The 25,774-nt window shown below is 70.9% G+C and carries 21 protein-coding genes; 5 read left to right on the plus strand and 16 right to left on the minus strand.

Annotated features, from left to right (window positions below):
- Window positions 1-663: 663 nt before the first annotated feature.
- From V5F59_RS01365 to V5F59_RS01410, 10 genes are all read right to left on the minus strand, one after another.
- Complete coding sequence (locus tag V5F59_RS01365; RefSeq protein WP_393979625.1) at window positions 664-1,896, minus strand: S1 family peptidase; 1,233 nt, start codon at window positions 1,894-1,896, stop codon at window positions 664-666.
- Window positions 1,893-2,312, minus strand: a complete 420-nt coding sequence (locus tag V5F59_RS01370) for a hypothetical protein (protein WP_393979627.1) — start codon at window positions 2,310-2,312, stop codon at window positions 1,893-1,895. Before V5F59_RS01370 ends, V5F59_RS01365 begins: the two co-directional genes overlap by 4 nt.
- A 170-nt stretch (window positions 2,313-2,482) precedes the next feature.
- On the minus strand, window positions 2,483-3,220 hold the full coding sequence (locus V5F59_RS01375; RefSeq protein WP_393979629.1) for a TetR/AcrR family transcriptional regulator: 738 nt from the start codon (window positions 3,218-3,220) through the stop codon (window positions 2,483-2,485).
- Between the two features lie 44 nt (window positions 3,221-3,264).
- Window positions 3,265-4,167, minus strand: a complete 903-nt coding sequence (locus V5F59_RS01380) for a sugar phosphate isomerase/epimerase family protein (RefSeq protein WP_393979631.1) — start codon at window positions 4,165-4,167, stop codon at window positions 3,265-3,267.
- Between the two features lie 3 nt (window positions 4,168-4,170).
- Window positions 4,171-5,364, minus strand: coding sequence for a dihydrodipicolinate synthase family protein (locus V5F59_RS01385; protein WP_393979632.1), 1,194 nt, complete (start codon window positions 5,362-5,364; stop codon window positions 4,171-4,173).
- An 8-nt stretch (window positions 5,365-5,372) separates the two neighbouring features.
- Complete coding sequence (locus V5F59_RS01390; RefSeq protein ID WP_393979634.1) at window positions 5,373-6,557, minus strand: Gfo/Idh/MocA family protein; 1,185 nt, start codon at window positions 6,555-6,557, stop codon at window positions 5,373-5,375.
- A complete protein-coding gene (locus tag V5F59_RS01395; RefSeq protein ID WP_393979636.1) occupies window positions 6,554-7,969 on the minus strand; it encodes an enolase in 1,416 nt (471 codons plus the stop codon). Before V5F59_RS01395 ends, V5F59_RS01390 begins: the two co-directional genes overlap by 4 nt.
- Window positions 7,970-7,985: 16 nt before the next feature.
- Window positions 7,986-8,810, minus strand: coding sequence for an ABC transporter ATP-binding protein (locus V5F59_RS01400; protein ID WP_393979638.1), 825 nt, complete (start codon window positions 8,808-8,810; stop codon window positions 7,986-7,988).
- A 46-nt stretch (window positions 8,811-8,856) separates the two neighbouring features.
- The gene (locus tag V5F59_RS01405) at window positions 8,857-9,858 is read right to left on the minus strand and encodes an ABC transporter substrate-binding protein (RefSeq protein ID WP_393979640.1); all 1,002 of its coding nucleotides are present in this window, start codon (window positions 9,856-9,858) and stop codon (window positions 8,857-8,859) included.
- An 86-nt stretch (window positions 9,859-9,944) separates the two neighbouring features.
- Complete coding sequence (locus V5F59_RS01410) at window positions 9,945-10,754, minus strand: ABC transporter permease (RefSeq protein ID WP_393979642.1); 810 nt, start codon at window positions 10,752-10,754, stop codon at window positions 9,945-9,947.
- A gap of 437 nt (window positions 10,755-11,191) precedes the next feature.
- Here V5F59_RS01410 and V5F59_RS01415 point away from each other — a divergent pair, with 437 nt between their 5' ends.
- The 4 genes from V5F59_RS01415 to cydC all read left to right on the plus strand — a co-directional run bounded on the left by V5F59_RS01415 (window position 11,192) and on the right by cydC (window position 16,789).
- Window positions 11,192-11,923, plus strand: a complete 732-nt coding sequence (locus tag V5F59_RS01415) for a thioesterase II family protein (protein ID WP_393979644.1) — start codon at window positions 11,192-11,194, stop codon at window positions 11,921-11,923.
- Window positions 11,920-12,645 (plus strand): 4'-phosphopantetheinyl transferase family protein, encoded by a 726-nt coding sequence (locus V5F59_RS01420; RefSeq protein ID WP_393979646.1) that lies wholly within the window; start codon window positions 11,920-11,922, stop codon window positions 12,643-12,645. Before V5F59_RS01415 ends, V5F59_RS01420 begins: the two co-directional genes overlap by 4 nt.
- Window positions 12,646-13,325: 680 nt before the next feature.
- Window positions 13,326-15,089 (plus strand): thiol reductant ABC exporter subunit CydD, encoded by a 1,764-nt coding sequence (gene cydD, locus V5F59_RS01425; RefSeq protein ID WP_393979648.1) that lies wholly within the window; start codon window positions 13,326-13,328, stop codon window positions 15,087-15,089.
- Window positions 15,086-16,789: a thiol reductant ABC exporter subunit CydC gene (gene cydC, locus V5F59_RS01430; RefSeq protein ID WP_393979650.1), complete on the plus strand. Its 1,704-nt coding sequence runs from the start codon at window positions 15,086-15,088 to the stop codon at window positions 16,787-16,789. Before cydD ends, cydC begins: the two co-directional genes overlap by 4 nt.
- A 12-nt stretch (window positions 16,790-16,801) precedes the next feature.
- Here the strand turns inward: cydC and clcA are convergent, their stop codons facing one another.
- The 4 genes from clcA to V5F59_RS01450 all read right to left on the minus strand — a co-directional run bounded on the left by clcA (window position 16,802) and on the right by V5F59_RS01450 (window position 22,506).
- Window positions 16,802-18,226 carry a H(+)/Cl(-) exchange transporter ClcA gene (gene clcA, locus V5F59_RS01435; protein ID WP_393979652.1) on the minus strand — a complete coding sequence of 475 codons (1,425 nt, stop codon included), beginning with the start codon at window positions 18,224-18,226 and terminating at the stop codon, window positions 16,802-16,804.
- 95 nt (window positions 18,227-18,321) lie between these two features.
- Window positions 18,322-20,070: an ABC transporter ATP-binding protein/permease gene (locus tag V5F59_RS01440; protein WP_393979654.1), complete on the minus strand. Its 1,749-nt coding sequence runs from the start codon at window positions 20,068-20,070 to the stop codon at window positions 18,322-18,324.
- 594 nt (window positions 20,071-20,664) lie between these two features.
- The gene (locus tag V5F59_RS01445) at window positions 20,665-20,877 is read right to left on the minus strand and encodes an alkylphosphonate utilization protein (protein WP_393979656.1); all 213 of its coding nucleotides are present in this window, start codon (window positions 20,875-20,877) and stop codon (window positions 20,665-20,667) included.
- Window positions 20,878-22,506: an acyl-CoA synthetase gene (locus V5F59_RS01450; RefSeq protein WP_393979658.1), complete on the minus strand. Its 1,629-nt coding sequence runs from the start codon at window positions 22,504-22,506 to the stop codon at window positions 20,878-20,880. It abuts the gene before it with no gap.
- Window positions 22,507-22,804: 298 nt separating this feature from the next.
- Between V5F59_RS01450 and V5F59_RS01455 the strand changes: the two genes are divergently transcribed.
- Window positions 22,805-24,721, plus strand: coding sequence for a propionyl-CoA synthetase (locus V5F59_RS01455; protein WP_393979660.1), 1,917 nt, complete (start codon window positions 22,805-22,807; stop codon window positions 24,719-24,721).
- A 269-nt stretch (window positions 24,722-24,990) separates the two neighbouring features.
- On the opposite strand, the gene V5F59_RS01460 is transcribed toward V5F59_RS01455, so the two are convergent.
- Complete coding sequence (locus V5F59_RS01460) at window positions 24,991-25,302, minus strand: cyclin family protein (protein ID WP_393979662.1); 312 nt, start codon at window positions 25,300-25,302, stop codon at window positions 24,991-24,993.
- Between the two features lie 94 nt (window positions 25,303-25,396).
- A complete protein-coding gene (locus tag V5F59_RS01465; protein WP_393979663.1) occupies window positions 25,397-25,717 on the minus strand; it encodes a hypothetical protein in 321 nt (106 codons plus the stop codon).
- Window positions 25,718-25,774 lie beyond the last annotated feature (57 nt).

The raw sequence follows: 25,774 nt of genomic DNA on the forward strand, positions 1-25,774 counted from the left end.
GAATTCGGGGTGGATACCGGGGGCGACACCAGAGGCCGCGCCGGTCAGGCTGCATCGCAGCCGGATCGGATCACGGGTTCTCTTGTTTGGCCTGGGGAGGCGATCTTCCGGGCAAAGGCGTTCAGTTCGCCCGGATCGCGCTCTCGCGGCCGGCATGGCAGCACGGCCGCGCGACGCCGCCGTGACGGCGGCGTGCCGGATCAGGGCGCGCGGCACCGACTTCGATCGCCATCCCCATCGGGGCGACGGAACGGGCTTCTTCTGCGGAAGGGGAGCGTCCGCATGGTTCACCTCTCATCCCAGAGCCTGCCGGCGGGACGGGGAACCGGACGCCAAGGGTCAGGTCCGCGCGGCCGCGGGCGGGCTCGAGCTAGATCGACTGGAACTGTCCATCACTCGTTTGCTTTCGAGGAAATCCGGCAGGCCTGGGGGTGGAGGCGGAAGGTCCGGCGGGGCGCGCGGACCGGGCGGATCCATCTCCAGGGTGTCCGGTGTCGCCGGCTATCGCGCCGGGCGCGGGGAAGGTCAAGGGGAAATTTCGCAGTGCGGCGAAGCGGTCCCGAGGACCGCAGGGGAAGGTGGGCCACGCCCCGCCTTCCCGCCGGGTCTTCGGGGAAACAGGATCGCCGCCCTGAGGGCATCTCCATGGGACCGGATCGCGCTCTAGCGGCACTCCACGAACACGGTGAAGGCCTTGGCCTTCTCGGCGATGGTGGCCGCGTCCGGGGCCGGCGTGGTGCCCGGCGCGGGCGGGGTGATGCCGTTGCCGTCCAGGAAGGTCAGCGCCACCGAGCCCTTGATGGCGAAGTTGACGTTCTGCGCCAGGTCCTTCGTGACCGAGGCGAGGCGCAGCGCGTTGAGCTTGGAGACCACCACGCCCACCACGTTGCCGGACTGGTCCATCAGCGGGCCGCCGCTGTTGCCCGGCTGGACCGGCGCGGAAATCTGCACCATGCGGCTGTCATCGTTGAGGCCCGAGGTGGCGGTGACGTTGCCGATGGTGAAGTTGCCGCCGCTGGACAGGAGCCCGGCCAGCGGGAAGCCGTAGACATAGATGCTGTCGCCGATGCGGGTGCGCGAGCCGATGGCCGGCACCGCTGCGGGGCCGGTCGCAGCCTTCAGCAGGGCGAGGTCGTTGGTCTGGTCCCGGGCGATCACCACCACCTTCTCGGCGACGGAGCCGGGGCGGGTGATCTCCACGACCTTGCAGCCCTCGATGACGTGAAAGTTGGTGAGCACATGGCCGCTGTCGCTCACGAAGAAGCCGGTGCCAGAGCTGGTGCCGCCCTCCTGCTGGCCGCCGCCGCCTCCCCCCTTGGCCTGGGCGGGCGGCTGGCGCCGCGGCTCGGTGCCGCGGGCGTTCAGCTCCTTCTGGCAGTCGATCACCGCATCGAGCGCCGCCATGGACCCGGAGAGGGAGAGCCGCGTGATGCTCTTGCCCTGGAAGCGCACGTCGAGGGCGCCGGCCCGGGCGATGTCGACCATGAACTCCTTCTTCAGGTTGGTGGCGACGAGGCTCCTCTCCCCGTCCGCCTCCCCGCCGGCGAAGGTGCCGTGCCAGCGGCCGGCATTGGTGGCGACGAGGTGGATCTCGTAGGAGCGCCCGCTCTCGATGGATTTCCAGCGCGGGTTGGAGAGGCCGAAGAACAGCTTCTTGTCGTCCCCGCCGAAGCCGAACCAGACGGTGGTCTTGTCCTCGTAGCGGGCCTTGGCGAGGCAGCCGGCGACGGCGGTGTTGATGCCGATGTCCCAGCCGCGCACCGTGTCCACCCGCTCGTCGAGGGCCAGCAATGTCTCGGCAGCGGCGCCCGGCGCGCCGAGGAGGGCCGTGGCGAGGAGCAGCCCGGCGAGGCCGGCGGCGACCCCGGCGAGGTGTCGGAGGGCAAGCCGTATCATGGCTTGGCCGCGACGGGCGTGGGGTCCGGCGCCGCGGCGGGCGTCCGGGCCACGGAGGCGAAGGGATCGTCGTTCGCCGCGGCGGAGGTGGATGCGGCGGCGGCCGATGGGGTGGACTGGCCGTCGCCCGTGGCCATCTTCGCCGTCGCGGCCTTGCCCGTGTCTTTCCGGGAGGCGGTCCCGGACGTCGTCCTGGGCTTGGCCGGGCGGGGTGTCGCGGCCTTTGCCCGGTGCGCCCCGGCCACGGCGCCGATGACGGCGGCGCCCAGCACGACGCCCGCGGCGACGCCCAGCGCCGTGCGGGCCCCGGCCCGGGCGGGGTGTGGCGTCAGGAGCGTCGGCACGGCGAGGCTCGCCGCCAGAATGAGACAGGTGGCGTGCCGGCCCCGGCATGCCCCGCGCAGAGTGATCGTCATCCCAGCCCCCGGTCCGACCCGATCATCGCCCTGCCGGAAGCGCCCCCCGACGCCGCCCGGCTGCCCTCCGGGTGATCCGAGACCCGGCAGGTTGCATATCCGCACGGTAGCTCTCGCGCCGTGCCCTTACAAGCGCGGCCTCGGGTCCGGGCGGCGGGTTGGGCAGGGCGTCAGGGCCGGGGCGGTACGGGGCAGCGCCCGTCGGCGATGAGGGCGTTCACCACCAGGTCGGCCACATGGGCGCGGCGGCGCTGCAGCTCCTCCTCCCCCTGCAGGTCGCGCCCGAGGATGACCGAGAGGGTGAAGATGTTGGAGAAGTAGAAATAGGAGAGGCCGGCGATGGAGATCCACAATTCGGCCGGGTCCTGGCCGGCGCGAAAGATGCCCTCCTTCACCCCCCGGTCGAGGATGGTGGAGATCACGCCGATGAGCGGGGAGTGCATCTCCTTCACCCGCTCGGAATCCTTCAGGTGCCGCGCCTGATGCAGGTTTTCGCTGTTGAGCAGGTTGATGAAGGTGCGGTTGCCGATGAAGCTGTCGAAGGTGAAGGTCACGAGGCGCCGCATGGCCTCCTCGGGGGCGAGGCGCTCCAGGTCCAGCTTCAGCTCGGCGGTGCGGGCGCGCTCGTAGGCGGCCTCCAGCACGGCCAGCCACAGGCCGCGCTTGGAGCCGAAATAATGGTAGATCATCCGCCGGTTGGCGCCCGAGCGGGAGGCGATGGCATCGATGCCGGCCCCGGCGAAGCCGCGGGCGGAGAATTCCGCCGTGGCGGCGGCGAGGATGCTGGCCCTGGTGCGCTCGGGATCGCGGGTGCGGCCGGTGCGCGCGTCCTCCCCGGCGGCGGGCTGCGCCGCGCGGGCCCGGCCCTTCCGGCCGGCGGGTGAAACGCCACCGCCACTCTGCTCCATGCCCCTCGACTCCAAGTCTCGCGCCGGTTGCCGCACCGCACCGCTTATACGACGGAGCGGTGACGGGAGATACAGGTGGAGAGCACCTCCGCCATGGGCAGGGACCACCAGTGGTCGGAGAAGATCTCCACCTCGCAGAAGCCCGCGAAGCCCTGCGCCTCCACCTGCGCGCGGATGCCCTTCAGGTCGATGACGCCGTCGCCCATCATGCCGCGGTCGTTCAGCATGTCCCTGGTCGGGGCGAGCCAGTCGCACACATGGTAGGCGAGGAGGCGGTCGCCCCCCGCGCGGACGATCTGGGCCGACAGCTCCGGGTCCCACCACACGTGGTAGACGTCGAGGGCGACGCCCAGCAGGCCGGTGCGGTCCGGATCGAGCCGGTCGCAGATGTCGAGGGACTGGCGCAGCGTGTTCACGCAGGCCCGCTCGGCCGCGTACATGGGGTGCAGCGGCTCGATGGCGAGGGGCATGCGGGCGGCCCGCGCATGGTCGAGCAGGGCGCCGATGCCGTCCTCCACCATGGCGCGGGCGCCGGCGATGTCGTTCGAGGGCGCGGAGCCGGGCCGCGAGAACTGGGGCAGGCCGCCCACCACCAGCACCAGGCAGGGCGCGCCGAGGGCCGCCGCCTCGTCCACCGCGCGGCGGTTGTCGTCCATGACCTCCGCCAGACGGGCCGGATCGGCCGGGAACATGCCGCCCCGGCAATAGCCGGAGAGCTTCAGCCCGGTGTCCTTCACCAGCGCCACCGCGCGGTCGAGGCCGATGGCCGCCACCTGGTCGCGCCACGGCGAGATGGCGGGGATCTCAGCCCTCGCGCAGGCCGCGATGATGGCGGCGAGGTCGCCCTGCCGACGCACCGTCGCGGTATTCAGCGACAGCAGGCGGTGATCGCGGGAAAGGTCGCGGAGCGCCGGGGTGACGCTCGCGGGGGAGACGCGGTCCTGCATGGCTCAGCCTTCCACGCCGCGCACGGCGAGCACCGCCTTCATGCGCTTCACCGCGAGGTCCGGGTCGGCGAGGAGGCCGGCCGCGTCGGCGAGGCGGAACAGCTCGGCGAGGTGCAGGGTGGAGCGCGTGCTCTCCTGCCCGCCCACCATGGTGAAGTGGTCCTGGTGGCCGTTGAGGTAGGCCATGAAGACCACCCCCGTCTTGTAGAAGCGGGTCGGCGCCCGGAAGATGTGCCGCGACAGCGGGACGGTGGGCCCGAGGATGTCGTGGAAGCGCCGGGTGTCGCCCGACGCCAGGGCGGCGAGGGCGGCGGAGGCGGCCGGCGCGATGGCGTCGAAGATGCCGAGCAGCGCGTGGGAATAGCCCATCTCGTCGCCGGCGATCAGCTCCGCATAGTTGAAGTCGTCGCCCGTATACATGCGCACCGCCGGATAGAGCCGGCGGCGCATGGCGATCTCCTTGTCCTTGTCGAGGAGGGAGATCTTCACGCCGTCGATCCTGGCGGCGTTGGCGTTGAGGATCTCCACCGCCGTGTCCATGGCGGCGTCGAGGTCGCGCGTGCCCCAGTAGCCGGCCAGCGCCGGATCGAACATGTCGCCGAGCCAGTGGATGATCACCGGCGCCTTCACCTGGGAGAGGACGCGGCCGTAGACCGTGGCGTAGTCGTCCGCAGACTTCGCCACGCGGGCGAGCGCGCGGGACGCCATCAGGATGATGCGGCCGCCCACGGCCTCCACCGCCGCCACCTGCTCCTCATAGGCGCGGATCACGTCGTCGATGGAGCGGGCCGCCTCGGGGGCAAGATGGTCGGTGCCGGCGCCGGAGAAGACGAGCGCCTCCGGCCCATGGGCCTTCGCGGCCTCCACCGAGCGGCGGATCAGCTCCAGCGAGGTCGGCCAGTCGAGGCCCATGCCGCGCTGGGCGGTGTCCATGGCCTCCGCCACGCCGAGGCCGAGGTCCCACAGCCGGGCGCGGTAGGCGATGGTGCGGTCCCAGTCGATGGCGGCCTCAAGCCACGGGTCGCAGTCCTTCAACGGGTCGGCGACCACGTGCGCGGCCGAGAAGGCGATGCGGTTCATGGGGCCGGAGGCGCGCGCGGGATAGTCCCGCGGCGCCGACAGGCGGAAGGCCTCCACGCCGCCGCCCGCCACGGGCAGGCGGATGGAGAGGGCGGTGGCTTTCGCGATCTCGTTCATCGCCACCCTCACTCCGCCGCCTGGAGGACGGCCTTCTCGGAGGCTTCGAGGGAGGGCACGTCGATCCAGCGGCGCTCCTTCCAGCTCTCCAGCGCGCATTCCACCAGCTGCACGCCCTTGGCGCCCTCGCGCAGGGTGTAGCGGTAGGGCTCGTTCTCCACCACGTGGCGGATGAACATCTCCCACTGCACCTTGAAGCCGTTGTCGTAGGGGATGGTGTCCGGCACCTTCTGCCAGTCGTTGTAAAAGTCCATGGTCTGCTTCTGGTCCGGGTTCCACACCGGCCGCGGGGTGCCGACGCGGGACTGGAACACGCAGTCCGAGAGCCCGGCCACCGCCGAGCCCAGCGTGCCGTCCACCTGGAAGGTCACGAGGTCGTCGCGATAGACGCGCGTGCACCAGGACATGTTGATGTGGGCGATGACGCCGTCGGCGAGCTCGAAGGTGGCATAAGCGGCGTCATCGGCGGTGGCCTTGTAGGCGTGGCCCTGCTCGTCCACCCGCTCGGGAATGTGGGTGGAGCCGATGCAGGAGACCGACTTCACCTCGCCGAACACGTTGTCGAGCACGTAGCGCCAGTGGCAGACCATGTCGAGGATCATGCCGCCGCCGTCCTCGGCCCGGTAGTTCCACGAGGGGCGCTGGGCCGGCTGGCCCCAGTCGCCCTCGAACACCCAGTAGCCGAACTCGCCGCGCACCGAGAGCATGCGGCCGAAGAAGCCGGAATCGCGCAGCAGGCGCAGCTTCTGCAGGCCGGGCAGGAACAATTTGTCCTGCACCACGCCGTTCTTCACGCCCTTCTCCTCGGCGAGGCGGCAGATGCGGATGGCCTCGGGCAGGTTGGTGGCGATGGGCTTCTCGCAATAGACGTGCTTGCCGGCGCGGATGGCCTTCTCCAGCAGGATGGGGCGCATCTGGGTGGTGGCGGCGTCGAAGAAGATCTCGTTCGAAGGATCGGCCAGCGCGGCGTCGAGGTCGGTGCCCCAGCGCTCGATGCCGTACTGCTTCGCGAGGCCCTCCACCTTCTCGGCGTTGCGGCCGACGAGGATGGGGTCGAGCTGCACCTTCGAGCCGTCCGAGAGGGTGACGCCGCCCTGGGCGCGGATGGCGACCACGGAGCGGATGAGGTGCTGGTTGAGCCCCATGCGTCCGGTGATGCCGTTCATGATGAGGCCGAGGCGCCGCTGGCTCATGCTGGGGTCTCCTGCAAAGTCGGGTCTGTGACGGGGGTGAGGGGAATGGGGTCGAGGCTCGCCCATTCGGGTTCGGCCCGCCGGGCGAAGCCGGGGGCGGAAAGGAGGGACTGGGTGGGAATGAGCCCGCGCGACACGTCGAGCGCGACCCGCCCGTCCCGCACGGCGTAGAGCAGCGGGTGCGCCTGGGCGAAGGCATGGGCCTCCGTGTCCGGCGCCGGGCCGAAGCCGTCCACGTAATGGTGGCCGTTGCGCTCGCCATGGGTGAGGCCCAGCGCCGCGACGAGGGCGGTGTCCTGCTCGATGGCGAGGCCTGCCTGGCAGGTGAGATCCTCGGCGGAGATGAGGAAGGGCGCGCGCGGGCCGTTGGCGTTCCAGCCCTTCACCCGGGCGGCGTTGAGGAGGGACTTGTACAGTCCCTTGCAGGCCTTGGACGACACGCCGCGATAGCCCAGCGCGGACGCGCGCACGAAGCTCTCGTAGGCGTCGTCCGCCTCGTCGACGATGATGGGGAGGCCGGCAAGGGCCGGCGCCAGCGGCGCGGCGAAGGTCTCGCGCCGGTCGAACGGCTGCTCCACATAGAGCAGGCGCGCCTTGAAGGGCGCGAGGGCGGGGGTGCCCAGCGCGGCGTAGAGCTGCTCCAGCCGGTCGGGGTCGTACTGCTCGTTGGCGTCCAGCGTCGCGGCGAAGCCCGGGGCGTGGGCGGCGAGGATGGCGGCGATCTCCGCGAGGCGGTCCATGTCGGCCGGGACGTCGCCGCCGATCTTGATCTTGAAGAAGGAGAGGTTCGCCGCCGCGATCTCCGTGGCGAGGCCGTGCGGGCCGTCGAGGGGATCCAGCAGCCCCACCGTGTGGCGCAGGGCCACGGCGGGTGCGGCGGAGAGGCCGGCGAGGAAGGCATCGACCTGCCCGGGGGCGAGGTCCGGGGCGAGGCGCGCGTCGAGGCCCATCACGTTGCGCTTCAATCCGCCCATGAAGCCGAGGCCGAGGGCGGAGAGCAGGCCGTCCAGCACAGCCTTGTCGAGGAGCGCGGGACCGAAGCCGGCGGCGAGCGGGGGAACGCCTTCCCGCTGCGCCCAGGCGAGCTGGGCGGGGCGCGCCGCGGCTGAAAGGGCGAAGGCGGTCTCCCCCGCCGCATGGGCGTAGAGGCCCGCGGCGTTGACGAGGCCGCGGCGCAGGTCGTCCACCGTGTCGCCCGGGCTCTTCTGCGGGGTCTTGTCGAACCACTTGGGCATCATCATCTCGGCCGACGCGCCGGTGGCGGCGCCCGCGCCCTCCACCTCCACGGTCACCCGCACGAACGCCTGCGGCGCCGCCTCGACCACGGAGGGGCCGAAGCGGAAGGGCCGCACGAACGGCATCAGCCGCTCGAAGACCTCGACCGAGGCGACGTGAAGGCGGGGGGCGTCCATGGCTTTCGGTCCGGGCTCAGTCGATGTGGCCGCGGGCGTAGAAATGCGCCCGGATGGTCTGCGCCAGCTCGGAGAAGGCGGGGGTGCCCATCATCTCCAGCGCGCGCGGGCGCGGCAGCGGAACGTCATAGATGGCGGCCACCGAGCCGGGACGGTCGGTCATCACCACCACCCGGTCGCCCAGGAAGATGGCCTCGGGAATGGAGTGGGTGATGAGGAAGATGGTCTTCTTCGTCTCGAAATGGATGCGCTGGAGCTCGAGATTCATCTTCTCGCGCGTCATGGCGTCGAGGGCGCCGAAGGGCTCGTCCATGAGCACGATCTTGGGGTCGTGCACCAGAGCGCGGCAGATGGCGGTGCGCTGCTGCATGCCGCCGGAGAGCTGCCAGGGATACTTGTTCTCGAAATCCGTCAGCCCGGCCGTGGCCAGGAGCTGGCGGGCGCGCTGAAGGTGCGTGGCGCGGTCGAGCCCGCGCACCTCTACCGGCATCATCACGTTGCGCAGCACCGTGCGCCAGGCCAGCAGCACCGGGCTCTGGAACACGATGCCCACATCGTCCGGCGGGCCCTTCACGGGCTTGCCCTCGATGAGGATCTCGCCGGAGGAGGCGGGGATGAGCCCCGCCAGCAGCTTCAGCAGGGTGGACTTGCCGCAGCCCGAGGGGCCGACGACGGAGATGAACTCCCCGTCGTGGATGTCGAGGTCCACCGGCTTCAGGGAGGGCACGTCGCCGTCGCGGGTGCGGTAGGTCTTGGTGAGGCCGCGGATCTCGATGAGCCGCTGGCGCACGCTTGGGCTCTCCTCCCGCGCGATGACGCGCAATGCGTTGGTCCCCGCCATGTGCTTCCCTTCCGTCATCGGTGTCTGATGCTTGCCGCCGGCCGGCTCAATTGCCGGCCGCGGGCAGGAAGTCCCGCGTGTAGAAGTCCTTCGTCGCCGCCTTGGCGGAGGCGTCGAGGCCGCCGTACTCGATGAGCAGGTCCACGGTGGAGGCCATGTTGGCGTCGGTCACCTGGAACGGCGCCTTGCCCTTGGTCTCCTCGGTCCGGTAGAGCGGCTTGGTGATCTCGAAGCCTTCCAGCAGGGTCTCGCGCTTGCCGGCCTTGGGCAGGTCCACGAGGATGGCGTCCACCGCCGCGCCGGGGTCTTTCTCGGCGCCGAGGAAGGCCTTGGTGGTGGCGCTCATGAAGCGGCGCACCAGGTCCGGGTTGGACTTCAGCAGGTCCTTCGAGGTGATGATGCCCGACGACACCATCTGGATCCCGTAGTCGGCGAACATGATGGGGTGGACGTCCTTGCCGGTGGCGTCCTTGATCTTCATGCTCTGGTCCATGGCGTAGCCCAGCAGCAGGTCGGCGCGGCCGTTGATGACGGCGTTGAGCTTGGTCTGGCCGTCGCCGGACACCACCTGGAAGTCGCCGGCCTTGAGGCCGGTCTGCTTCAGGAACAGCGGCCAGATCTGCGACATGGAATCGCCCGGCGTGGTGGCAACGATCTTGCCCTTGATGTCTTCCGGCTTGCGGATGTTCTTGTCGGCGAAGCCCATCACCGACATGGGGCTCTTCTGCAGGGCCACGCCCACGGCCACCACCGGCGCGCCCTTGGCGGCGGCGCGGATCATGGTGGGCACGTCCGCATAGCCGAACTGCGCCGTGCCGGCCGCCACCGCCTGGATGGTCACCGCCGAGCCGCGGCCTTCCTGGATATCGAGGTCGATGCCCTCGGCGGCGTAGAGGCCCTTGGCCTTGCCGTAATAGAACGGCGCGTGCTCGCCGTAGACGTACCAGTTGAGCAGCAGCGTCACCTTGTCGGCGGCGTGCGCGGGCAGCGCGGTGGAGACGGCGAGCGCAGCGGCGAGCGCGACGCCGAGGCGGCGGACGATCTTCATGCTTTCCTCCCTGTGCCGGCCTTGTCTGTGCGGCAGGTCACGAAGTGCTGTCGGGGAACGCGGATGACTTCACGCAGGTACTGGCGTCACGCGGTGACGTAGACGTCCTGGCGCTGGCTGGCGTGCCAGGGAACGGTGAGGCGCTCCACCACGTCCACGATCCAGAACAGGATCACGCCGATGAGCGCGAGCAGGATGAGCGCGGCGAACATGGTGGGCAGCTCGAAATTGCCGATGGAGCGCTGGAGCACGAAGCCCAGGCCCGAGTTCGCGCCCACGAACTCGCCCACCACCGCGCCCACCACCGCCAGCGTCACCGAGACCTTCAGGCCGGCGAAGATGGCGGGCAAGGCATGGGGCAGGCTCACCATGGCGAAGGTCTGCAGCGGCGAGGCCTTCATGGAGCGCGCGAGGTCGCGCATGTCGCTTTCCACCGACTTGAAGCCCTGCACCCCCGCCACCACCACCGGGAACACCGCGAGCAGGAAGGCGGAGATCACCTTCGGCACCATGCCGAAGCCGAACCACACCACGAACAGCGGCGCGATGGCCACCTTCGGGATGGACTGGGAGAAGACGAGGAGCGGGTAGACATAGGCCTCCACCGTCCGCGAGCCGGCGATCAGCATGGCAAGCGGGATGCCGATGAGCACCGACAGGGCGAAGCCCGACACGGTGGCGATGGTGGTGGGCACGGATTCCTGAAGCAGCATCGCCCCCTCGCTGCGGAAGGCGAGGAACACGTCGTAGGGCGTGGGGATGAGATAGGCCGGGATGCGGAAGATCCGCACCGTCAGCTCCCACAGCACGATCATGATGACGAGCAGGCCGAGGGGCTTCGCCCAGGGGGCCTCCACGAGGGCGCGCACAAGGGTGCGCTGGCGCTGGGACGCCATGGCGGTCTCCTCCACTTGATGTTGGCCCCGGCCTCTGTGTGCCGGTTGTAACTAACCGGTGAATTACATGTCGGCCTCCCCATCTTGTCAAGCAGCTTTCGCCAGCCGTCCCATGGCCGGGCGCGGGGCGTCTCCCCGCCATCCCCCGGCCGGCGTCGTGAAGCGCCGGACTGCCGCGCTCTGCCCCCGCGAGGCGGTGACCGCCGGCCGCAGCGGGCGGCGGGCCGGGTCCGGGAGGGCCGGGTGGCACCGCGGTAGCGAATCGCCGGCTTTCCGCTCCGCCTGCGGGTGCAATGCAGCGGAAAGCCTTGAGGGGCCTGCCTCTTCCTGTTTATCCTCGGCTGGAGGGGCGGTTCATGCACGACATCCGGGATTCCAGGGGCGGCTTCTGCCGGGCGGAAGCGTTCGCCGCCGCGGCCCGCGGAGGGGTGTAGGCGATGCGCCTGGTCTGCCTGCCCCATGCCGGCGGCGCGGCCGCGCTCTACCGGCCGTGGAAGCTGAAGCTCTCCGGCATCGCCACGGTGGAGAGCCCCGAGCTGCCGGGCCGCGGCACGCGGTTCGGCGCCCCCCATGCCACATCCCTGACGGCGCTCGCGTCCGACCTCGCGGTGCCGCTCGCCCATCGCATCGGCCCCCTGGTGCTCTATGGCCATTCCATGGGCGCGCTCCTCGCCTATGAGATGGCGCGGGACCTCATGCGCCACGGCGTGCCGGTGGCGGGGCTGGTGCTGGCGGGACGCGGCGCGCCCCACCTTGCCGGCCCGCCGCAGGCTCGCCATCTGCTGGCCGATGCGGACCTTGCCGCCGAGCTCCACCGCTTCGGCGGCACGGCGGCGGAGGTGATGGCCCTGCCGGAGCTCAGGGCGCTCGCCCTTGCCCAGGTGCGCGCCGACTTCCGGCTGGTGGACACCTATGTGTTCCAGCCCGGCGCGCCCTTGCCGATGCCGGCGGTGATCCTCGGCGGGGCGGACGATCCCGCCACCTCGCCCGCCACGCTCGCGGCCTGGTCGGAGCTGATCGGCGGCCCCCTCAGCGTGGAGATCTGGCCCGGCGGCCATTTCTTCGTGCGAGACCACGAGGCGCGCCTCATCGACCTCGTCCGCCGCGCGCTGGCGACCTGGCGCGCCGGCCCGGCGGCGATCCCGCCTGCACCGGGGCTCGGGGCTTGACCCCCCTCGCCCTTCCGGCGCTCGCGCCGGGAGAGAGCCTCGTCGCCGTGGCGCGGGTGGAGGACATGGCGGACTGCGCCGTGCCGCTGACGGCGGAGGACGAGGCCCGCATCGCCCGGCTCGTGCAGGCGCGGGACCGGGCCGCGCGCGGGGCGGCGTGGCGGCTGGCGCGCCTGTGCCTCGGCAGCGTGCTGGGGCGTGCGCCCGATGCGGTGGCCGTGCGGCGGGGGACCAATGGACGGCCGGCGCTGGCGGAGGCGGGGGACCTCGATTTCAACCTCAGCCACACCACGGGCTGGGTGGCCGTGGGCTTGATGCGCGGCGGGCGGATCGGGGTGGACGTGGAGCGGGCGCGATCGCTCTCCACCTGGGGCCACATCGCTCCGGAATTTCTTGCCGCCGCCCCCCTTGCCGCCTGGGAGGCGCTGGCCGAGGCGCGGCGCGGCGCGGCCGCCTTGTCCGCCTGGTGCCGCAAGGAGGCGGTGCTGAAGGCCACCGGCGAGGGCCTCGCCCAGGACGCCCGCACCGTGGAGGTGCCGCTTGGCGGCGGCCTCGCCACCCTCGACCGCGCCGGGCGGCGCCTCACGGTCGCCACCCTCGCCACCCCGGCCCCCGATCCGCAGGAGGCCTGTCTTGCGGTGGCGGTGGAAGCCGGCCGCCTGCCGCTGCTCCTCTCCCGCGCCGCCGGCGGCTGGTCCCTCGCGCCCGCCCGGGCGGACTGACACGGTCGCGTCCGGGCAAGGCGGCCGCGCGGCGGCCGGTCCGTTTGAAAAGAGGCGCCTTCACGCGCTCTCCCGCTTGTGGGGGAGGGAAGAGGGCGGAGCGCGGAAGGGTCAGGCTCCTTCCGCCTGATGGGTGAGAGCCGGAGGAGGCGCCCCTGTTCGCCCTTTCCGCCTTTCCCCGCATGGGGGGCACCAAATCCAGTGGCCGCGGATTTCAGGCGAAGCCGCCACTGCGCGGCGTCTCGTTCACGCGCTCTGCCGCTTGTGGGGGCGGAGCGCGGAAGGGGCAGGCCCCTTCGCCTGATGGGCGGGAGCGGGAGGAGGCACCCCTGCGCCCTTTCCGCCCTTCCCCGCATGGGGGGCAGCAAATCCGGCGGCTGTGGATTTCAGGCGAACCCGCCACTGCGCGGCGTCTCGTTCACGCGCTCTGCCGCTTGCGGGGGAGGGGAGAGGGCGGAGCGCGGGACGGGCAGGCCCCTTCCGCCTGATGGGTGGGAGCGGGAGGAGGCGCCCCTGTTCGCCCTTTCCGCCTTTCCCCGCAGGGGGCGCCAAATCCGGCGGCCGCGGATTTCAGGCGAAGCCGCCACTGCGCGGCGTCTCGTCCCTGCGCCCGATGCGCGCGGCGCGTGGGCGGGGCCGGCGCCCCGTGCTATCCCCGCGCAGGGCATGGGAAACGGGGAGTGTGCGCCATCGCCGCCGATCGCAAGCGCCTGTCCGGCTTTCTCGGCCGCTTCCGTGCCACGGCGCGGCACGCGCTGACACGCGCCTATGCCTTCTCCTTCGCCGCCGGCCTGCTGGTCATCGCCCAGGCGGCGCTGGTCGCCCGGCTGATGGACCAGGTGCTGTTCCGCAAGCAGCCGCTGACCGAGGCGGGCACCGAGATCGTCGCCCTTCTCGCCGTGGTGCTGGCCCGCGCGGCCTCCAGCGTCCTGGCCGAGCGGGCGGGCTTTTCCGCCGCCGTCGCGGTGATGCGGACCCTGCGGGCCGAGCTGCTGGACCATGTGGAGCGCCTCGGCCCAGTGGGGCTTGCCGGGCAGAAGACCGGGGAGCTGGTGGCCGCCATCTCCTCGGGCGTGCGGGCGGTGGAGCCTTACTACACGCGCTACCTGCCCGCCTCGGCGATGGCGGTGGCGTTGCCGCTCGCCATCCTCGCGGTGGTGTTTCCGCTCGACTGGGTGTCGGGACTGATCTTCCTCGTCACCGCCCCGCTCATCCCGGTGTTCATGATCCTCATCGGCAAGGGGGCGGAGGCGCTGAACCAGCGCCAGTGGCGCCAGCTTGCCCGCATGTCCGGCTACCTCCTGGATGCGGTGCAGGGCCTCGCCACGCTGAAGGCCTTCGGCGCGGCCCGGCGCATGACGGTCCGCGTCGCGCAGGTGGCGGACGCCTACCGGCGCGACACCATGGCGGTGCTGCGCGTGGCCTTCCTCTCCTCGCTGGTGCTGGAATTCTTCGCCACCGTGTCCATCGCCATGGCCGCCATCTTCATCGGCTTCCGCCTGCTGTGGGGCGGCATGGATTTCTTCGACGGCCTGTTCATCCTCCTGCTGGCGCCCGAATTCTACCAGCCGCTCCGGGCCATGGGCACCGCCTACCATGCGCGGATGGAGGCCATCGGCGCGGCCGAGCGGCTCCTTGCCCTTGCCGATTTGCCGGGCCTTGCCGAGCCGGGCGGAACCCGGGCGGTGCCGCACCCCAAGGCCATCGCCCTGCGGTTCGAGGATGTCTGTCTCGCCTATCCCGACGGCCGGCAGGCGCTGGCGGGCGTGACGCTCGATGTGCCGGCCGGCGCCAGGGTGGCGCTGGTGGGCGCCTCCGGGGCGGGCAAGTCCTCCCTCCTCGCTCTGGTGCTGGGCTTCGTGCGGCCCTCCGCCGGCCGGGTGCTGGTGAACGGCGTGCCGCTGGGCGATCTGGACATGGCCGAATGGCGCGGGCACCTGGCTTATGCCGCGCAGCGCCCGCGCCTGCTCTCCGGCACGCTGGCGGAGAACATCGCCCCCGGCGAGGCGGAGCCGGATGCCGCGCGCCTCGCGGCGGCGGTGGAGGCCTCGGGCCTCTCCGCCGTGGGCGCGCGCCTGCCGGGCGGGCTTACCGGGCGGGTGGGGGAGGGCGGCGCCGGCCTTTCCGGCGGCGAGGCCCACCGCCTCGCGCTCGCCCGGGCCTTCTATCGCGACGCGCCCCTGGTGGTGCTGGACGAGCCCACGGCCCATCTCGATCCGGACACGGAGCAGCAGGTGGATGCGGCCCTCGCCCGCCTGCTGGAGGGGCGCACCGCGCTCATCGCCGTCCATCGCCTGTCCCAGGCCATGGCGGCCGACCTCGTGGCGGTGCTCGACGGCGGCCGCATCGTCGAGGCCGGGCCGCCGCAGGTGCTGGCGGCCGGGAACGGGCCCTTCGCGGCGCTGCGCGCCGCCGCCCGCGGGCGGGAGGAGGTGGTGTCATGAGGGATGTCCTGCGCCTCCTCTGCCTCATGCGGCCCCAGGCGGGGTGGATGGCGCTGGCCGTCCTGCTCTCCGCCGCCGCCAGCCTCTCCCATGCGGCGCTGATGGCGGCCTCCGGCTGGTTCATCACCGCCATGGCGCTGGCCGGCGTCGCGGGCGCGGCCATGAACACCTTCACCGCCTCCGCCGGCATCCGCGCCTTCGCCCTGCTGCGCACGGTGGGGCGCTACGGGGAGCGCATCGTCGGCCATGAGGCGACCCTGCGCTTCGTGGCGCGCCTGCGGCCCTGGTTCTTCGCCCGCCTCGTGCCGCTTGCCCCCGCGGCGCTGGAGGACCAGCGGTCCGGCGACCTGCTGGCGCGGCTGAAGAGCGACATCGACCGGCTGGAATTCGCCTTCCTGCGCATCCTGTCCCCCCTCCTCGCCGCCCTTGTGGTGGGCGGGGCGGCGGTGGGCTTCGCCGCCGCCTATGACGGCACCATCGCGCTGGCCGTCCTTGGCCTGATGCTGGTCGCCGGGGTGGGGCTGCCGGCGCTGGCGCACCGGATCGGCGCCGGGCCGGCGCGGCGGATCGCCGACGGCACCGGCGCCTTCGAGGCGGGGCTGGTGGACCATCTGGAGGGGCGGGCGGACCTCGCCGTCTATGATCCCCGGGGCCGCCACCGGGCGCGGCTGGACGCGGCGAGCGCGGCGCTTCTCGCCGATGAGGGCCGCCTCGCCGGCCTTGCCGCCGCCACCGCGGCCGGCGTCGGCCTCTGCGCGCAGGCGGCGCTGGTGGCCGTGCTCCTCATCGGCGCGCCACGGGTGCTGGCGGGCACGCTCGGGGGCGCCGACTGGCCCATGCTCGCCTTGTTCGCCCTCGCCGCCTTCGATGCGGTGGCGCCCCTGCCCCTCGCCTTCCAGACCCTGCCCGCCACCCTCGCCAGCGCCCGCCGCCTGTTCGCCTTGGTGGATCGTCCGCCTCCGGTGCCGGAGGCGGGGGCCTTCCGCCCCCTCCCGGCCGAGGGAGGGCTGGCCTTCGCAGGCGTCGGCCTCACCTATCCCGGCGCGGCCCGGCCGGCCCTGTCGGACATCCACCTGACGCTCAGTCCCGGGCGCCATGTGGCGGTGGTGGGGCCGAGCGGGTCCGGCAAGTCGAGCCTCGTGGCATTGGCCTTGCGCTTCCGCGCGCCGGATGCGGGCACGATCACCTATGGCGGGATGCCGGTGGCGGAGATGGAGCCCGACGCCCTGCGCCGCCGGGTGGCGGTGCTGGGGCAGAAGGACCACCTGTTCTCGGATACCATCCTCGACAATCTGCGCGTCGCCGACGCCTCCGCCTCGCCCGATCGCTGCGCCGCGGCATGCGCCACCGCCGGCATCCTGCCCTTTGTCGAATCGCAGCTTGAGGGGTTCGACACCTTCGTCGGCGCGCACGGGGCGCGCCTGTCGGGCGGGGAGGCGCGGCGCCTCGGTTTGTCGCGCACGCTGCTGAAGGACGCGCCGATCCTGATTCTCGACGAACCCACCGAAGGTCTGGATGCGGTGACCGAGCAGGTGGTGATGGATCAGGTGCTCGATGCGGCGCGCCATCAGGCCGTCCTGCTCATCACCCACCGCCGGGCAGGGCTGGAGCGGATGGACGAGATCGTGCTGCTGGAAGGGGGCCGCATCGCCGCCCGCGGCACCCCGGCGCAGATGCTCCCGCTTCTGCCGCAGGCCTGAGGCCGCCCCGCATCAGCGCTCGGGCCGACGCTCCCGCTCGTCCCAGCCGCCGATCGCCTCGGCCGAGGATGGCTCATCCTCGTGCGGGGGGCGGACGGGCGTGCCGGCGAGGCGCAGGGTGCGGTCCAGCAGCATCTCGTAGATCGGCTTCCCGCCCAGTGCCTCGGCCACCAGGTTGGCGGTGACGCAGGTGAAGATCACCGGCACCAGCAAGTCGTAGGCGCCGGTCAGCTCCGCCACCAGAACCATGCCGACGAGCGGGGCGCGGACGGTCGCGGAGAACAGCCCGCCCATGGCGGCGATGCCGAAGGCGCCGATGGCCCCCGCGGGCAGGTGGAAGGCGGTGTCGAGCACCGTGCCGAACAGCACGCCCACCGCGGTCGAGAGGGCGAGGATGGGGGCGAAGATGCCGCCGGGACTGCCCGTTGAATAGCTCGCCATGGTCATGGTGAAACGGATGAGGACGATGCCCGCCAGCGTCAGCGCGGGAAGGCCCATCCCGGGCAGGGACACGGCGAGCATCTCGCCCCCGGAAGTCGCCTCGGGGCGCAGCACGTAGAGCGGGCCCACCGCGGCGCCCACCACCACCGGCAGGAGATAGGGCGACACCTTCAGGGCCACCGTGCGGGCGCCGTCGAGGGCGGCGATGAGCGCGAGGTTGAAGGCGACCCCCACCACGCCGAGGATGCCGCCCAGCACGAGGAAGGCGGGCAGCCAGACCAGCGGCATCGCCGGCACGGCGAGGCGCATGTCCGGCCCGACGCCGGCGATGGCCTCGGTGATGACGGCGCCAGCGGCGGAGCAGATGATGACGGCGCTGTAGGTGCGCAGGCCGTAGGGAAACTGGCGGCGCGTCTCCTCGATGACGAAGAGGATGGCGGCAAGCGGGGCGTTGAAGGCGGCGGCAAGGCCTGCGGCGGCGCCGGCGGCGAGCAGGCCGCGCCCGTCCCGCTCGCTGAGGCCGAAGAACTCCCACGCCGCCTTGGCCACCGAGGCGCCCATGTGGATGGTCGGCCCCTCCCGCCCCGCCACGAGACCGGAGCCGAGGGCGAGGACGCCGCCGAAGAACTTCACCGGCAGCACCCGCTTCCAGCGCAGGACGCGCAGGCCCTCCATGGCGCCCTCGATCTCCTGCACGCCCGAGCCCGCCGCCTCCGGGGCGAAGACGCGCACCAGCGCCACCGCCACCACCACCATTGCCGCCGAGAGGGCGGCGAGGGAGAGATGCAGCGGCAGGCCGGAGAGATAGGGCAGCACCAGCTCCGGCCATTTGCCGGCCCGGTCGGTGAGCAGGTGGAAGATGGTGCCGATGAAGCCCGCCACCGCGCCGACGACGGCCGCGATGGCGTAATAGGCGGCGTCGCTACGCACGCGGGGGGCGGCCTTCGCGTCGCTGGCCGCGGTGCTGTCCGCGTCGATGCTTGTCTGGGACGTCACGCGGGGCCTCTGGGCTGGCGGGACGGCGAAGCCGTTCGCCCCAGCCTTAGCGGAGGAGGGACCGGCGGAGCAAGGACATCTGCCGCGGCGGGGCTTCAGGCCGACACGAACATGGGGGCTGTCGCCGGGCGCAGCGTGCGCGGGGTTTCCTCGCCGGTGAGGTGGAGAACCCGGTCGTGGTGCTCCATCAGCGTCGAGCGATGGCCGATGGAGACGAGGGTGGCTGCGGGCAGGCGCGTGCGGATCAGGCCGTAGAGCGCCGCCTCGGAGGCCTCGTCGAGGGCGGATGTGGCCTCGTCCAGCAGGAGCACGTCCGGCATCTCCAGCAAGGCGCGGGCGAAGGACAGGCGCTGCTGCTCGCCCATGGAAAGCACATGCGGCCACTGCTCCTCCGCCTCCAGCCGCCCGACGAGGGCGCCGAGGCCGACCGCTTCCAGCACCTCCACGAGGCGCTCCTTTGGCAGGCTCTCCGGTGCATGGGGGTAGGCGAGCGCGGCATCGAGCCGGCCGACGGGCACATAGGGCTTCTGCGGCAGCACCATCAGGCGGTGGCCATCCTTGAGCGCCACGCTGCCCGATCCGAACGGCCAGATGCCGGCGATGGCACGCAGCAGGGTCGTCTTGCCGGTGCCGGAGGGACCGGTGAAGAGCACGCGCTCGCCGTGGCCGATGTCGAGCGTCTCCATGGCGATGAGGGCTTCCCCGCCCGGCAGGCGCACATCGAGGCCGCGCAGCGCCACCGCCGGCCCTTCGGCATGGGCGGTGCCGGCGAAGGAGGGCGCGTCCGCGTCGGCCTTTGCCGCCGCCATGGCGGCTTCGAAGCCGGTGAGGCGGTTCACCACCGAGGCCCATTCGGCCAGCGTCACGTAGCTCGACACGAAGAAGGAGAAGGAGCCCTGCACGGACGAGAAGGCGGAGGCCGTCTGCATCAGCTGGCCGAGCTGGATCTGTCCGGCGAAAAAGGCGGGCGAGACCACCACGAAGGGAAAGATGGTGGAGATCTGATTGTAGCCGGCCGTGAACCAGGTGAGGCGTTTCTGCGCCTTCATGAGGTCGAAGAAATTGCCCCAGATGCGGGAGAAGCGGCCTTCGAGCTTGCGATCCTCGGCGGGGCCGCCGTCGAGCAGGGCGATCTGCTCGCCATTCTCGCGCACGCGGACGAGATCGACGCGGAAGTCGGCCTCGTAGCGTTGCTGATCGAAGTTCAGCTTCGTCAGGGGCCGCCCGATGTAATGGGCGAGCAGGGTGCCGAGGGCCGAATAGATCAGCGCCGCCCAAAAGAGGTAGCCGGGGATGTTGATCTCATGCCCGAACAGGGGAATGGCGAGCGGGCCGGACAGGGTCCACAGGATGACGCTGAAGGACACCAGCGACACCACCGTTCCGAGCAGGCCCACTCCGACGCCGATGGTGCGGGCGACGAAGAGCTGCACGTCCTCGGAAATGCGCTGGTCGGGGTTGTCGGCCATGTCGCCGGCCAGGCGCAGGCGGTAGTGCACATTGTCGGAGAGCCAGGCGTCGAGATAGCGGCGGGTGAGCCAGCGCCGCCAGCGGATCTCCAGCCACTGCTTCAGGTAGATCTGGTACACCGCCACGATGATGGCGCCCGCCGCGATGCCGCAGAAGACGAGCAGCTGCGTCTTGAAGGCGGCGAAGTCCTTCTCCTGGAGCGCGTTGTAGAAGGCGACGTTCCACTCGTTCAGCATCACGGTGGCGCCGACCCAGGCGAGCTCGAGGCCGATCACCGCGCCGAGCAGGCCCATGGCGCTCCATCGCTCCTCGCTGCGGAAATACGGCATGGACAGCCGGTAGATGTCGCCGAGAAGCTTGCTGAGGGCGCGCACGTGGGTCTCTCCAGACACGGATGCACGCAGCTTTGGCGCTGTCCGCATGGCGGAACCATGGCCGGCGCATGAACAATTGGAAAGGTGCCGATGGGGAACGGCGGGGGCCCGGTTACAGACAGGGTCGCGGAAGAGGTCTGGAATCCTGAAGCCCATCCCCCCTGCCGCTTTAGGCGGAGCGGGTCCAGAAGGTGACGCGGTGGCGGAGTGCCCCGCGCCGCTTTATCGGCGGGAAATCAAGGGCGTGGCCTATATCGACGCCAAGAGGTCCGCTGGCGTGATGCGGCGTGGTCTGTTCCTGGGACGGGCGGACGATCCGGTCACGATCGCGCGCGTCGGGCGATCGAACAGGAGAATGGCACCGTCAGGGTGCGCCCGGCCGCCGTTTCCACCCTCCGCCGGGCCGGCCTCCCATCGCCCGCGACGGTACTCGCGCGGGTTCTCGACGTGCTGGGGGCGGCGGACCCGTCCGCCTTGTCCGATGCCTTCGAGGCCGCTCGCGCACAGGGCTCCGCCGGAGGGAAGCGCCCGGCGGAGCGCTCCCTCACGGAACTCGGGCCGACGCCCGACGACCTGACCGCCTGAGGCGCCGCCTCAGGCCTTCTTCACGAACTCGGTGCGCAGCACCAGGCCCTTCACCTTCTCGACCTTGCAGTCGATCTCGTCCGGGTTCTCGGTGAGGCGGATGCCCTTCACCAGCGTCCCGCGCTTCAGCGTCACGGAGGTGCCCTTCACCTTCAGGTCCTTGATGAGGGTGACGTTGTCCCCGTCCTTCAGCTCAGCGCCGTTGGCGTCCCTGACTTCCACTCAGACCTCCTTCGCCATGTCCCTGAGGCGGAACTTCTGGATCTTGCCGGTGGAGGTCTTGGGAATCTCCTCGAACACCACGTGGCGCGGGCACTTATAGGCCGCCAGGTGTGTCCGGCAATGGGCGATGATCTCCTCCGCGGTGGCGGTCATGCCCTCGCGCAGCTCCACGAAGGCGACCGGGGTCTCGCCCCATTTCTCGTCGGGCTTGGCCACCACGGCCGCCGCGCTCACCGCCGGATGCTTGTAGAGGGCATCCTCCACCTCGATGGAGGAGATGTTCTCGCCGCCGGAGATGATGATGTCCTTGGAGCGGTCCTTCAGCTGGATGTAGCCGTCGGGATGCTTTACCCCGAGGTCGCCCGAATGGAACCAGCCGCCCTCGAACGCCTTGTCGGTGGCGGTGGGGTTCTTCAGGTAGCCCTTCATCACCACGTTGCCGCGGAACATGACCTCGCCCATGGTCTCGCCGTCGGCGGGCACCGGGACCATGGTCTCCGGGTCCATCACGTCGAGGGCATCCAGCGCGCTGTAGCGCACGCCCTGGCGCGCCTTCCGGATGGCGCGCTCCTGCGCGGGCAGGGCGTCCCATTCGGCATGCCAGTCGTTGACCACCGCCGGGCCGTAGACCTCGGTCAGGCCGTAGACGTGGACCACGTTGAAGCCGGCCTCCTGCATGGCGGCCAGCACCGCCTCCGGCGGCGGGGCGGCGGCGGTGATGAACTCCACCTTGTGGGGCAGGGGGCGCTTGTCCGCGTCGGGGGCGTTGAGCAGCGTGGACATCACGATGGGGGCGCCGCACATGTGCGTCACCTTGTGGTCGGCGATGGCGTCGAACATGGCCTTGGCCCGCACCTGCCGCAGGCACACATGGGTGCCCGCCACCAAGGTAATGGACCAGGGGAAGCACCAGCCGTTGCAGTGGAACATGGGCAGCGTCCACAGATAGACGGGATGCTTGCCGAGGGCGCAGGTGACCACGTTGCCCACGGCCAGCAGGTGCGCCCCGCGGTGGTGGTAGACGACGCCCTTGGGGTCGCCCGTGGTGCCGGAGGTATAGTTGAGGGCGATGGCGTCCCACTCGTCGTCCGGCGCCCTCCAGGCGAAGTCCGCGTCGCCGGTGGCGAGGAAGTCCTCATATTCCAGGGTGCCGATGCGGTCGCCCTTGCCGGTGAATTCCGGGTCGTCATAGTCGATGACGATGGGCTTGCGGGTGGCCATGGCGAGCGCGGCCTTCATCACCGGCGAGAACTCGCGGTCGGTGATCAGCACCTTCGCCTCGCCGTGGTCGATGGTGAAGGCGAGGATGGCGGCGTCGAGCCGGGTGTTCAGGGAGTTGAGCACCGCGCCGGTCATGGGCACGCCGTAGTGGGCTTCCAGCATGGCCGGGGCGTTGGGCAGCATCACCGCCACCGTGTCCCCCTTGCCGATGCCCAGCTTCGACAGGGCCGAGGCGAGGCGCCGGCTGCGGGCGTAGAAATCGCGGTACGTCCGCCGGAGGCTGCCGTGGACGATGGCCGTATGGTTCGGGAAGACGCTGGCGGCGCGCTCCAGGAAGCCGATGGGGTGCAGGGGCTGGTAATTGGCCGGATTGCGATCGAGGTGCAGGTCGTAGATGCTGCCGGTCATCTTGTCCCCCCGTATGGAGCCTTGTAGCGTCGCCGGAATTCCGGTCGAATTCGGCGGCGAACGTAGCCGAGCCCGGCGATGGCGCGCAATCGGCCTGGTGGGCGACGAAAGTCTCACGTGCACACGATTCTGCAGGCCTGTAGGGCGCGATCCGATCAAATTGGATCAATTTGATCGGTGAATCGTCCTCTAACTCCAAGATAGAGCACGACAAAGGTCTTACGCATTTGTGCGAGGTTGCGTTGTAAAATGGCGGCCGGCACTACCGGCGACAAGAAAAGCGACGAGGGAGACGTCCATGTCTGATGTCGGCACGAGCCCATATGCTGCGACCTATGCCAGCTGGCGGGCCGATCCGTCGGCCTTCTGGGGCAAGGCGGCCGAAGGCATCGATTGGGTGAAGGCCCCCGGGCAGATCTTCGATCCGGAAGCGGGCGTCTACGGCCGCTGGTTCCCCGATGCGGTCGGCAACATCTGCTTCAATGCCGTCGATCGCCACGTGGCGGCGGGGCGCGGCGACCAGGCGGCGCTCATCTACGACAGCCCCGTCACCGGCCGCAAGCGCACCCTCACCTATGCGCAGATGCTGGCGGAGGTCAGCGTCCTCGGCGCGGTGCTGCAGGATCTCGGCGTCGGCAAGGGCGACCGCGTCCTCATCTACATGCCCATGGTGCCGGAGGCGATCTGCGCCATGCTCGCCTGCGCGCGCATCGGCGCCATTCATTCGGTGGTGTTCGGCGGCTTCGCCGCGAAGGAGCTCGCCACCCGCATCGAGGATGCCGAGCCGAAGGTGATCCTCGCCGCCTCCTGCGGCATCGAGCCGAACCGCGTGGTGGCCTACAAGCCGCTGCTGGACCTCGCCATCTCCATGTCGGCCATGAAGCCGGAAGCCTGCCTCGTGCTGCAGCGCGAGGAGGGGCCCGGCGCCCTGACCGAGGGCCGCGACCTCGACTGGGCGGCGACGGCCGCCGCCGCCGCGGCCGCCGGCAAGGCGGCGCCCTGCGCCGAGATGAAGGCCACCGATCCGCTCTATATCCTCTACACCTCCGGCACCACCGGGAAGCCCAAGGGCGTGGTGCGCGACATCGGCGGCTACATGGTGGCGCTCGACTGGAGCATGAAGAACCTCTACGGCATCAGGCCCGGCGAGGTGTTCTGGACCGCCTCCGACATCGGCTGGGTGGTGGGCCATTCCTATATCGTCTACGGCCCGCTGATCCTCGGCGCGACCACGCTGGTCTACGAGGGCAAGCCGGTGGGCACGCCCGATCCCGGCGCCTTCTGGCGGGTGATCGAGGAGCACAAGGTGGTGGCGCTCTTCACCGCCCCCACGGCCCTGCGCGCCATCAAGAAGGAAGATCCGGACTGCACCCTGAAGCAGGGGCGCGACCTGTCCGGCTTCCGCACCTTGTTCCTGGCCGGCGAGCGGGCCGACCCCGACACGGTGGTGTGGGCGCAGCAGCAGCTCGGCGTGCCGGTGGTGGACCACTGGTGGCAGACGGAGACCGGCTGGGCCATCGCCGCCAACCCCGTGGGGCTCGACCTTCTGCCGGTGAAGCTGGGCTCGCCCACCGTCGCCATGCCCGGCTACGACCTGCAGATCGTGGACGAGGCGGCCAAGCCCGTTCCGGCCGGCACCATGGGCTCCATCGTGGTGAAGCTGCCGCTGCCTCCCGGCTGCCTGCCCACCCTGTGGCAGCAGGACGACCGGTTCGCGGAGAGCTACCTCGCGGAGTATCCCGGCTTCTACAAGACGTCGGACGCGGGCTATCTCGACGACGACGGCTACGTCTTCGTCATGGGCCGCACCGACGACATCATCAACGTCGCCGGCCACCGCCTGTCCACCGGCGGCATGGAGGAGGTGCTGGCCTCCCATCCGGACGTCGCCGAATGCGCGGTGATCGGCGTCAAGGACGAGCTGAAGGGCGAGGTGCCCTGCGGCTTCGTGGTGCTCAAGGCGGGCGAGCGCCGCGCGCCGGCCGTGATCGAGAAGGAACTGGTGGGCCTGGTGCGCGACCGAATCGGCCCGGTGGCCGCCTTCAAGCTCGCGGTGACCGTCAATCGCCTGCCCAAGACCCGCTCCGGCAAGATCCTGCGCGGCACCATGAAGAAGATCGCCGACCACGACGCGTGGTCGGTGCCGGCGACCATCGACGATCCGGGGGTGCTGGAGGAGATCGAGGGCGTGCTGAAGGAGCGTGGCATCGCCTGAGGCGGGCCGGAACGTCCCGGAGTTCGCTCCGCAATCCATCGGGCCCGCCGGCGCTGCCGGCGGGCCCGATCGCGTCTGGGAAGGGCTGGCGGGCATCCCCGCGACGGGCCAGTCGGCGCCGGGCCGCTTCCGGCCGGCCCCTGCCGCAAACCGATGGGCTCCGGTCCTGACGCCGAGACCGGTCACTCGCCCGCTGGCCTATCGAACAGCGGCGGATCAACGGCCTCTCGCGAATCGATCATGCGATTCGCCCCGGGGCGGATCCGGCTCTAGTTGCGCCCGCCGCCGCGGAACGGTTCGAAGCAGGTGTAGCCGATGAAGCACTGGGGGTTGTCCCGGGTCGGCACCCACTCGGGCCGGGTGTCCTGGTCGTACACGCAGAAGCTGCGGTCGCGCACATAGCGATCATAAAGGGTGCGCGAGGTGGCGAACACGGCCTGCCCCTGCTTCTGGATGATGCCGGCGGCCTGCGCACACGTAAGCGTGATGCTCGGCGTCTGGGCGGCGACGGGACCGGCGGCCGCGAGAAGCGCCTCTCCCGCCAGCAGAACGGCACCGGTGAGCACGGCGATTTTCCTCATTGCGACCTCCTTCGGCCCGATGCGGCCCCAGCTGCGTCTTCATTTCGGGCGTTCTGCAGGCGCGGGCAAGGGGATGCGGCGGCACGCAGCACGATCACCGGCTGTTCTGGTCCCGCGTCGGCACGTAGCAGGTGTAGCCCACAAAGCACTGCGGATTATCCCGCGTCTTCACCCATTCCGGCTTAAGCTGCTCGAATCCCGAGCAGAATCTCAGCTGGCTCACGTAGCGGTCGTAAATGTCCGGCCCGGTTCCCAGCACGATGGCTCCGTGCGTGGTGACCAGAGCCGCGGCCTCGCTGCAGGACATGGCGCGCGTGTCCGGGCGCGCGTGCCCGGTGGCGGGGACAGCAAGCGACACCGCCAGGGCGAGCGCTCCGGTGGCGCCACAATCGGCGGCGAATCGAAAAAGTTGCATTGGGGATCTCCTCGTTTTTCGCGGCGCGCCCGCCCCGGAAGCATCCGCCAAGGCTCC

The sequence above is a fragment of the Xanthobacter nonsaccharivorans genome (assembly GCF_043194755.2).
GTDB lineage: Bacteria > Pseudomonadota > Alphaproteobacteria > Rhizobiales > Xanthobacteraceae > Xanthobacter > Xanthobacter autotrophicus_G.

Bases quoted from the DNA above. Each gene is read 5' to 3' on its own strand.
- V5F59_RS01465 (WP_393979663.1), bottom strand. From the start codon at position 25,717: ATGCAACTTTTTCGATTCGCCGCCGATTGTGGCGCCACCGGAGCGCTC.
- V5F59_RS01405 (WP_393979640.1), bottom strand. From the start codon at position 9,858: ATGAAGATCGTCCGCCGCCTCGGCGTCGCGCTCGCCGCTGCGCTCGCC.
- V5F59_RS01455 (WP_393979660.1), top strand. From the start codon at position 22,805: ATGTCTGATGTCGGCACGAGCCCATATGCTGCGACCTATGCCAGCTGG.
- V5F59_RS01400 (WP_393979638.1), bottom strand. From the start codon at position 8,810: ATGGCGGGGACCAACGCATTGCGCGTCATCGCGCGGGAGGAGAGCCCA.
- V5F59_RS01460 (WP_393979662.1), bottom strand. From the start codon at position 25,302: ATGAGGAAAATCGCCGTGCTCACCGGTGCCGTTCTGCTGGCGGGAGAG.
- V5F59_RS01375 (WP_393979629.1), bottom strand. From the start codon at position 3,220: ATGGAGCAGAGTGGCGGTGGCGTTTCACCCGCCGGCCGGAAGGGCCGG.
- V5F59_RS01365 (WP_393979625.1), bottom strand. From the start codon at position 1,896: ATGATACGGCTTGCCCTCCGACACCTCGCCGGGGTCGCCGCCGGCCTC.
- V5F59_RS01415 (WP_393979644.1), top strand. From the start codon at position 11,192: ATGCGCCTGGTCTGCCTGCCCCATGCCGGCGGCGCGGCCGCGCTCTAC.
- V5F59_RS01370 (WP_393979627.1), bottom strand. From the start codon at position 2,312: ATGACGATCACTCTGCGCGGGGCATGCCGGGGCCGGCACGCCACCTGT.
- V5F59_RS01450 (WP_393979658.1), bottom strand. From the start codon at position 22,506: ATGACCGGCAGCATCTACGACCTGCACCTCGATCGCAATCCGGCCAAT.
- V5F59_RS01385 (WP_393979632.1), bottom strand. From the start codon at position 5,364: ATGAACGAGATCGCGAAAGCCACCGCCCTCTCCATCCGCCTGCCCGTG.
- V5F59_RS01410 (WP_393979642.1), bottom strand. From the start codon at position 10,754: ATGGCGTCCCAGCGCCAGCGCACCCTTGTGCGCGCCCTCGTGGAGGCC.
- V5F59_RS01395 (WP_393979636.1), bottom strand. From the start codon at position 7,969: ATGGACGCCCCCCGCCTTCACGTCGCCTCGGTCGAGGTCTTCGAGCGG.
- V5F59_RS01390 (WP_393979634.1), bottom strand. From the start codon at position 6,557: ATGAGCCAGCGGCGCCTCGGCCTCATCATGAACGGCATCACCGGACGC.
- cydC (WP_393979650.1), top strand. From the start codon at position 15,086: ATGAGGGATGTCCTGCGCCTCCTCTGCCTCATGCGGCCCCAGGCGGGG.
- V5F59_RS01380 (WP_393979631.1), bottom strand. From the start codon at position 4,167: ATGCAGGACCGCGTCTCCCCCGCGAGCGTCACCCCGGCGCTCCGCGAC.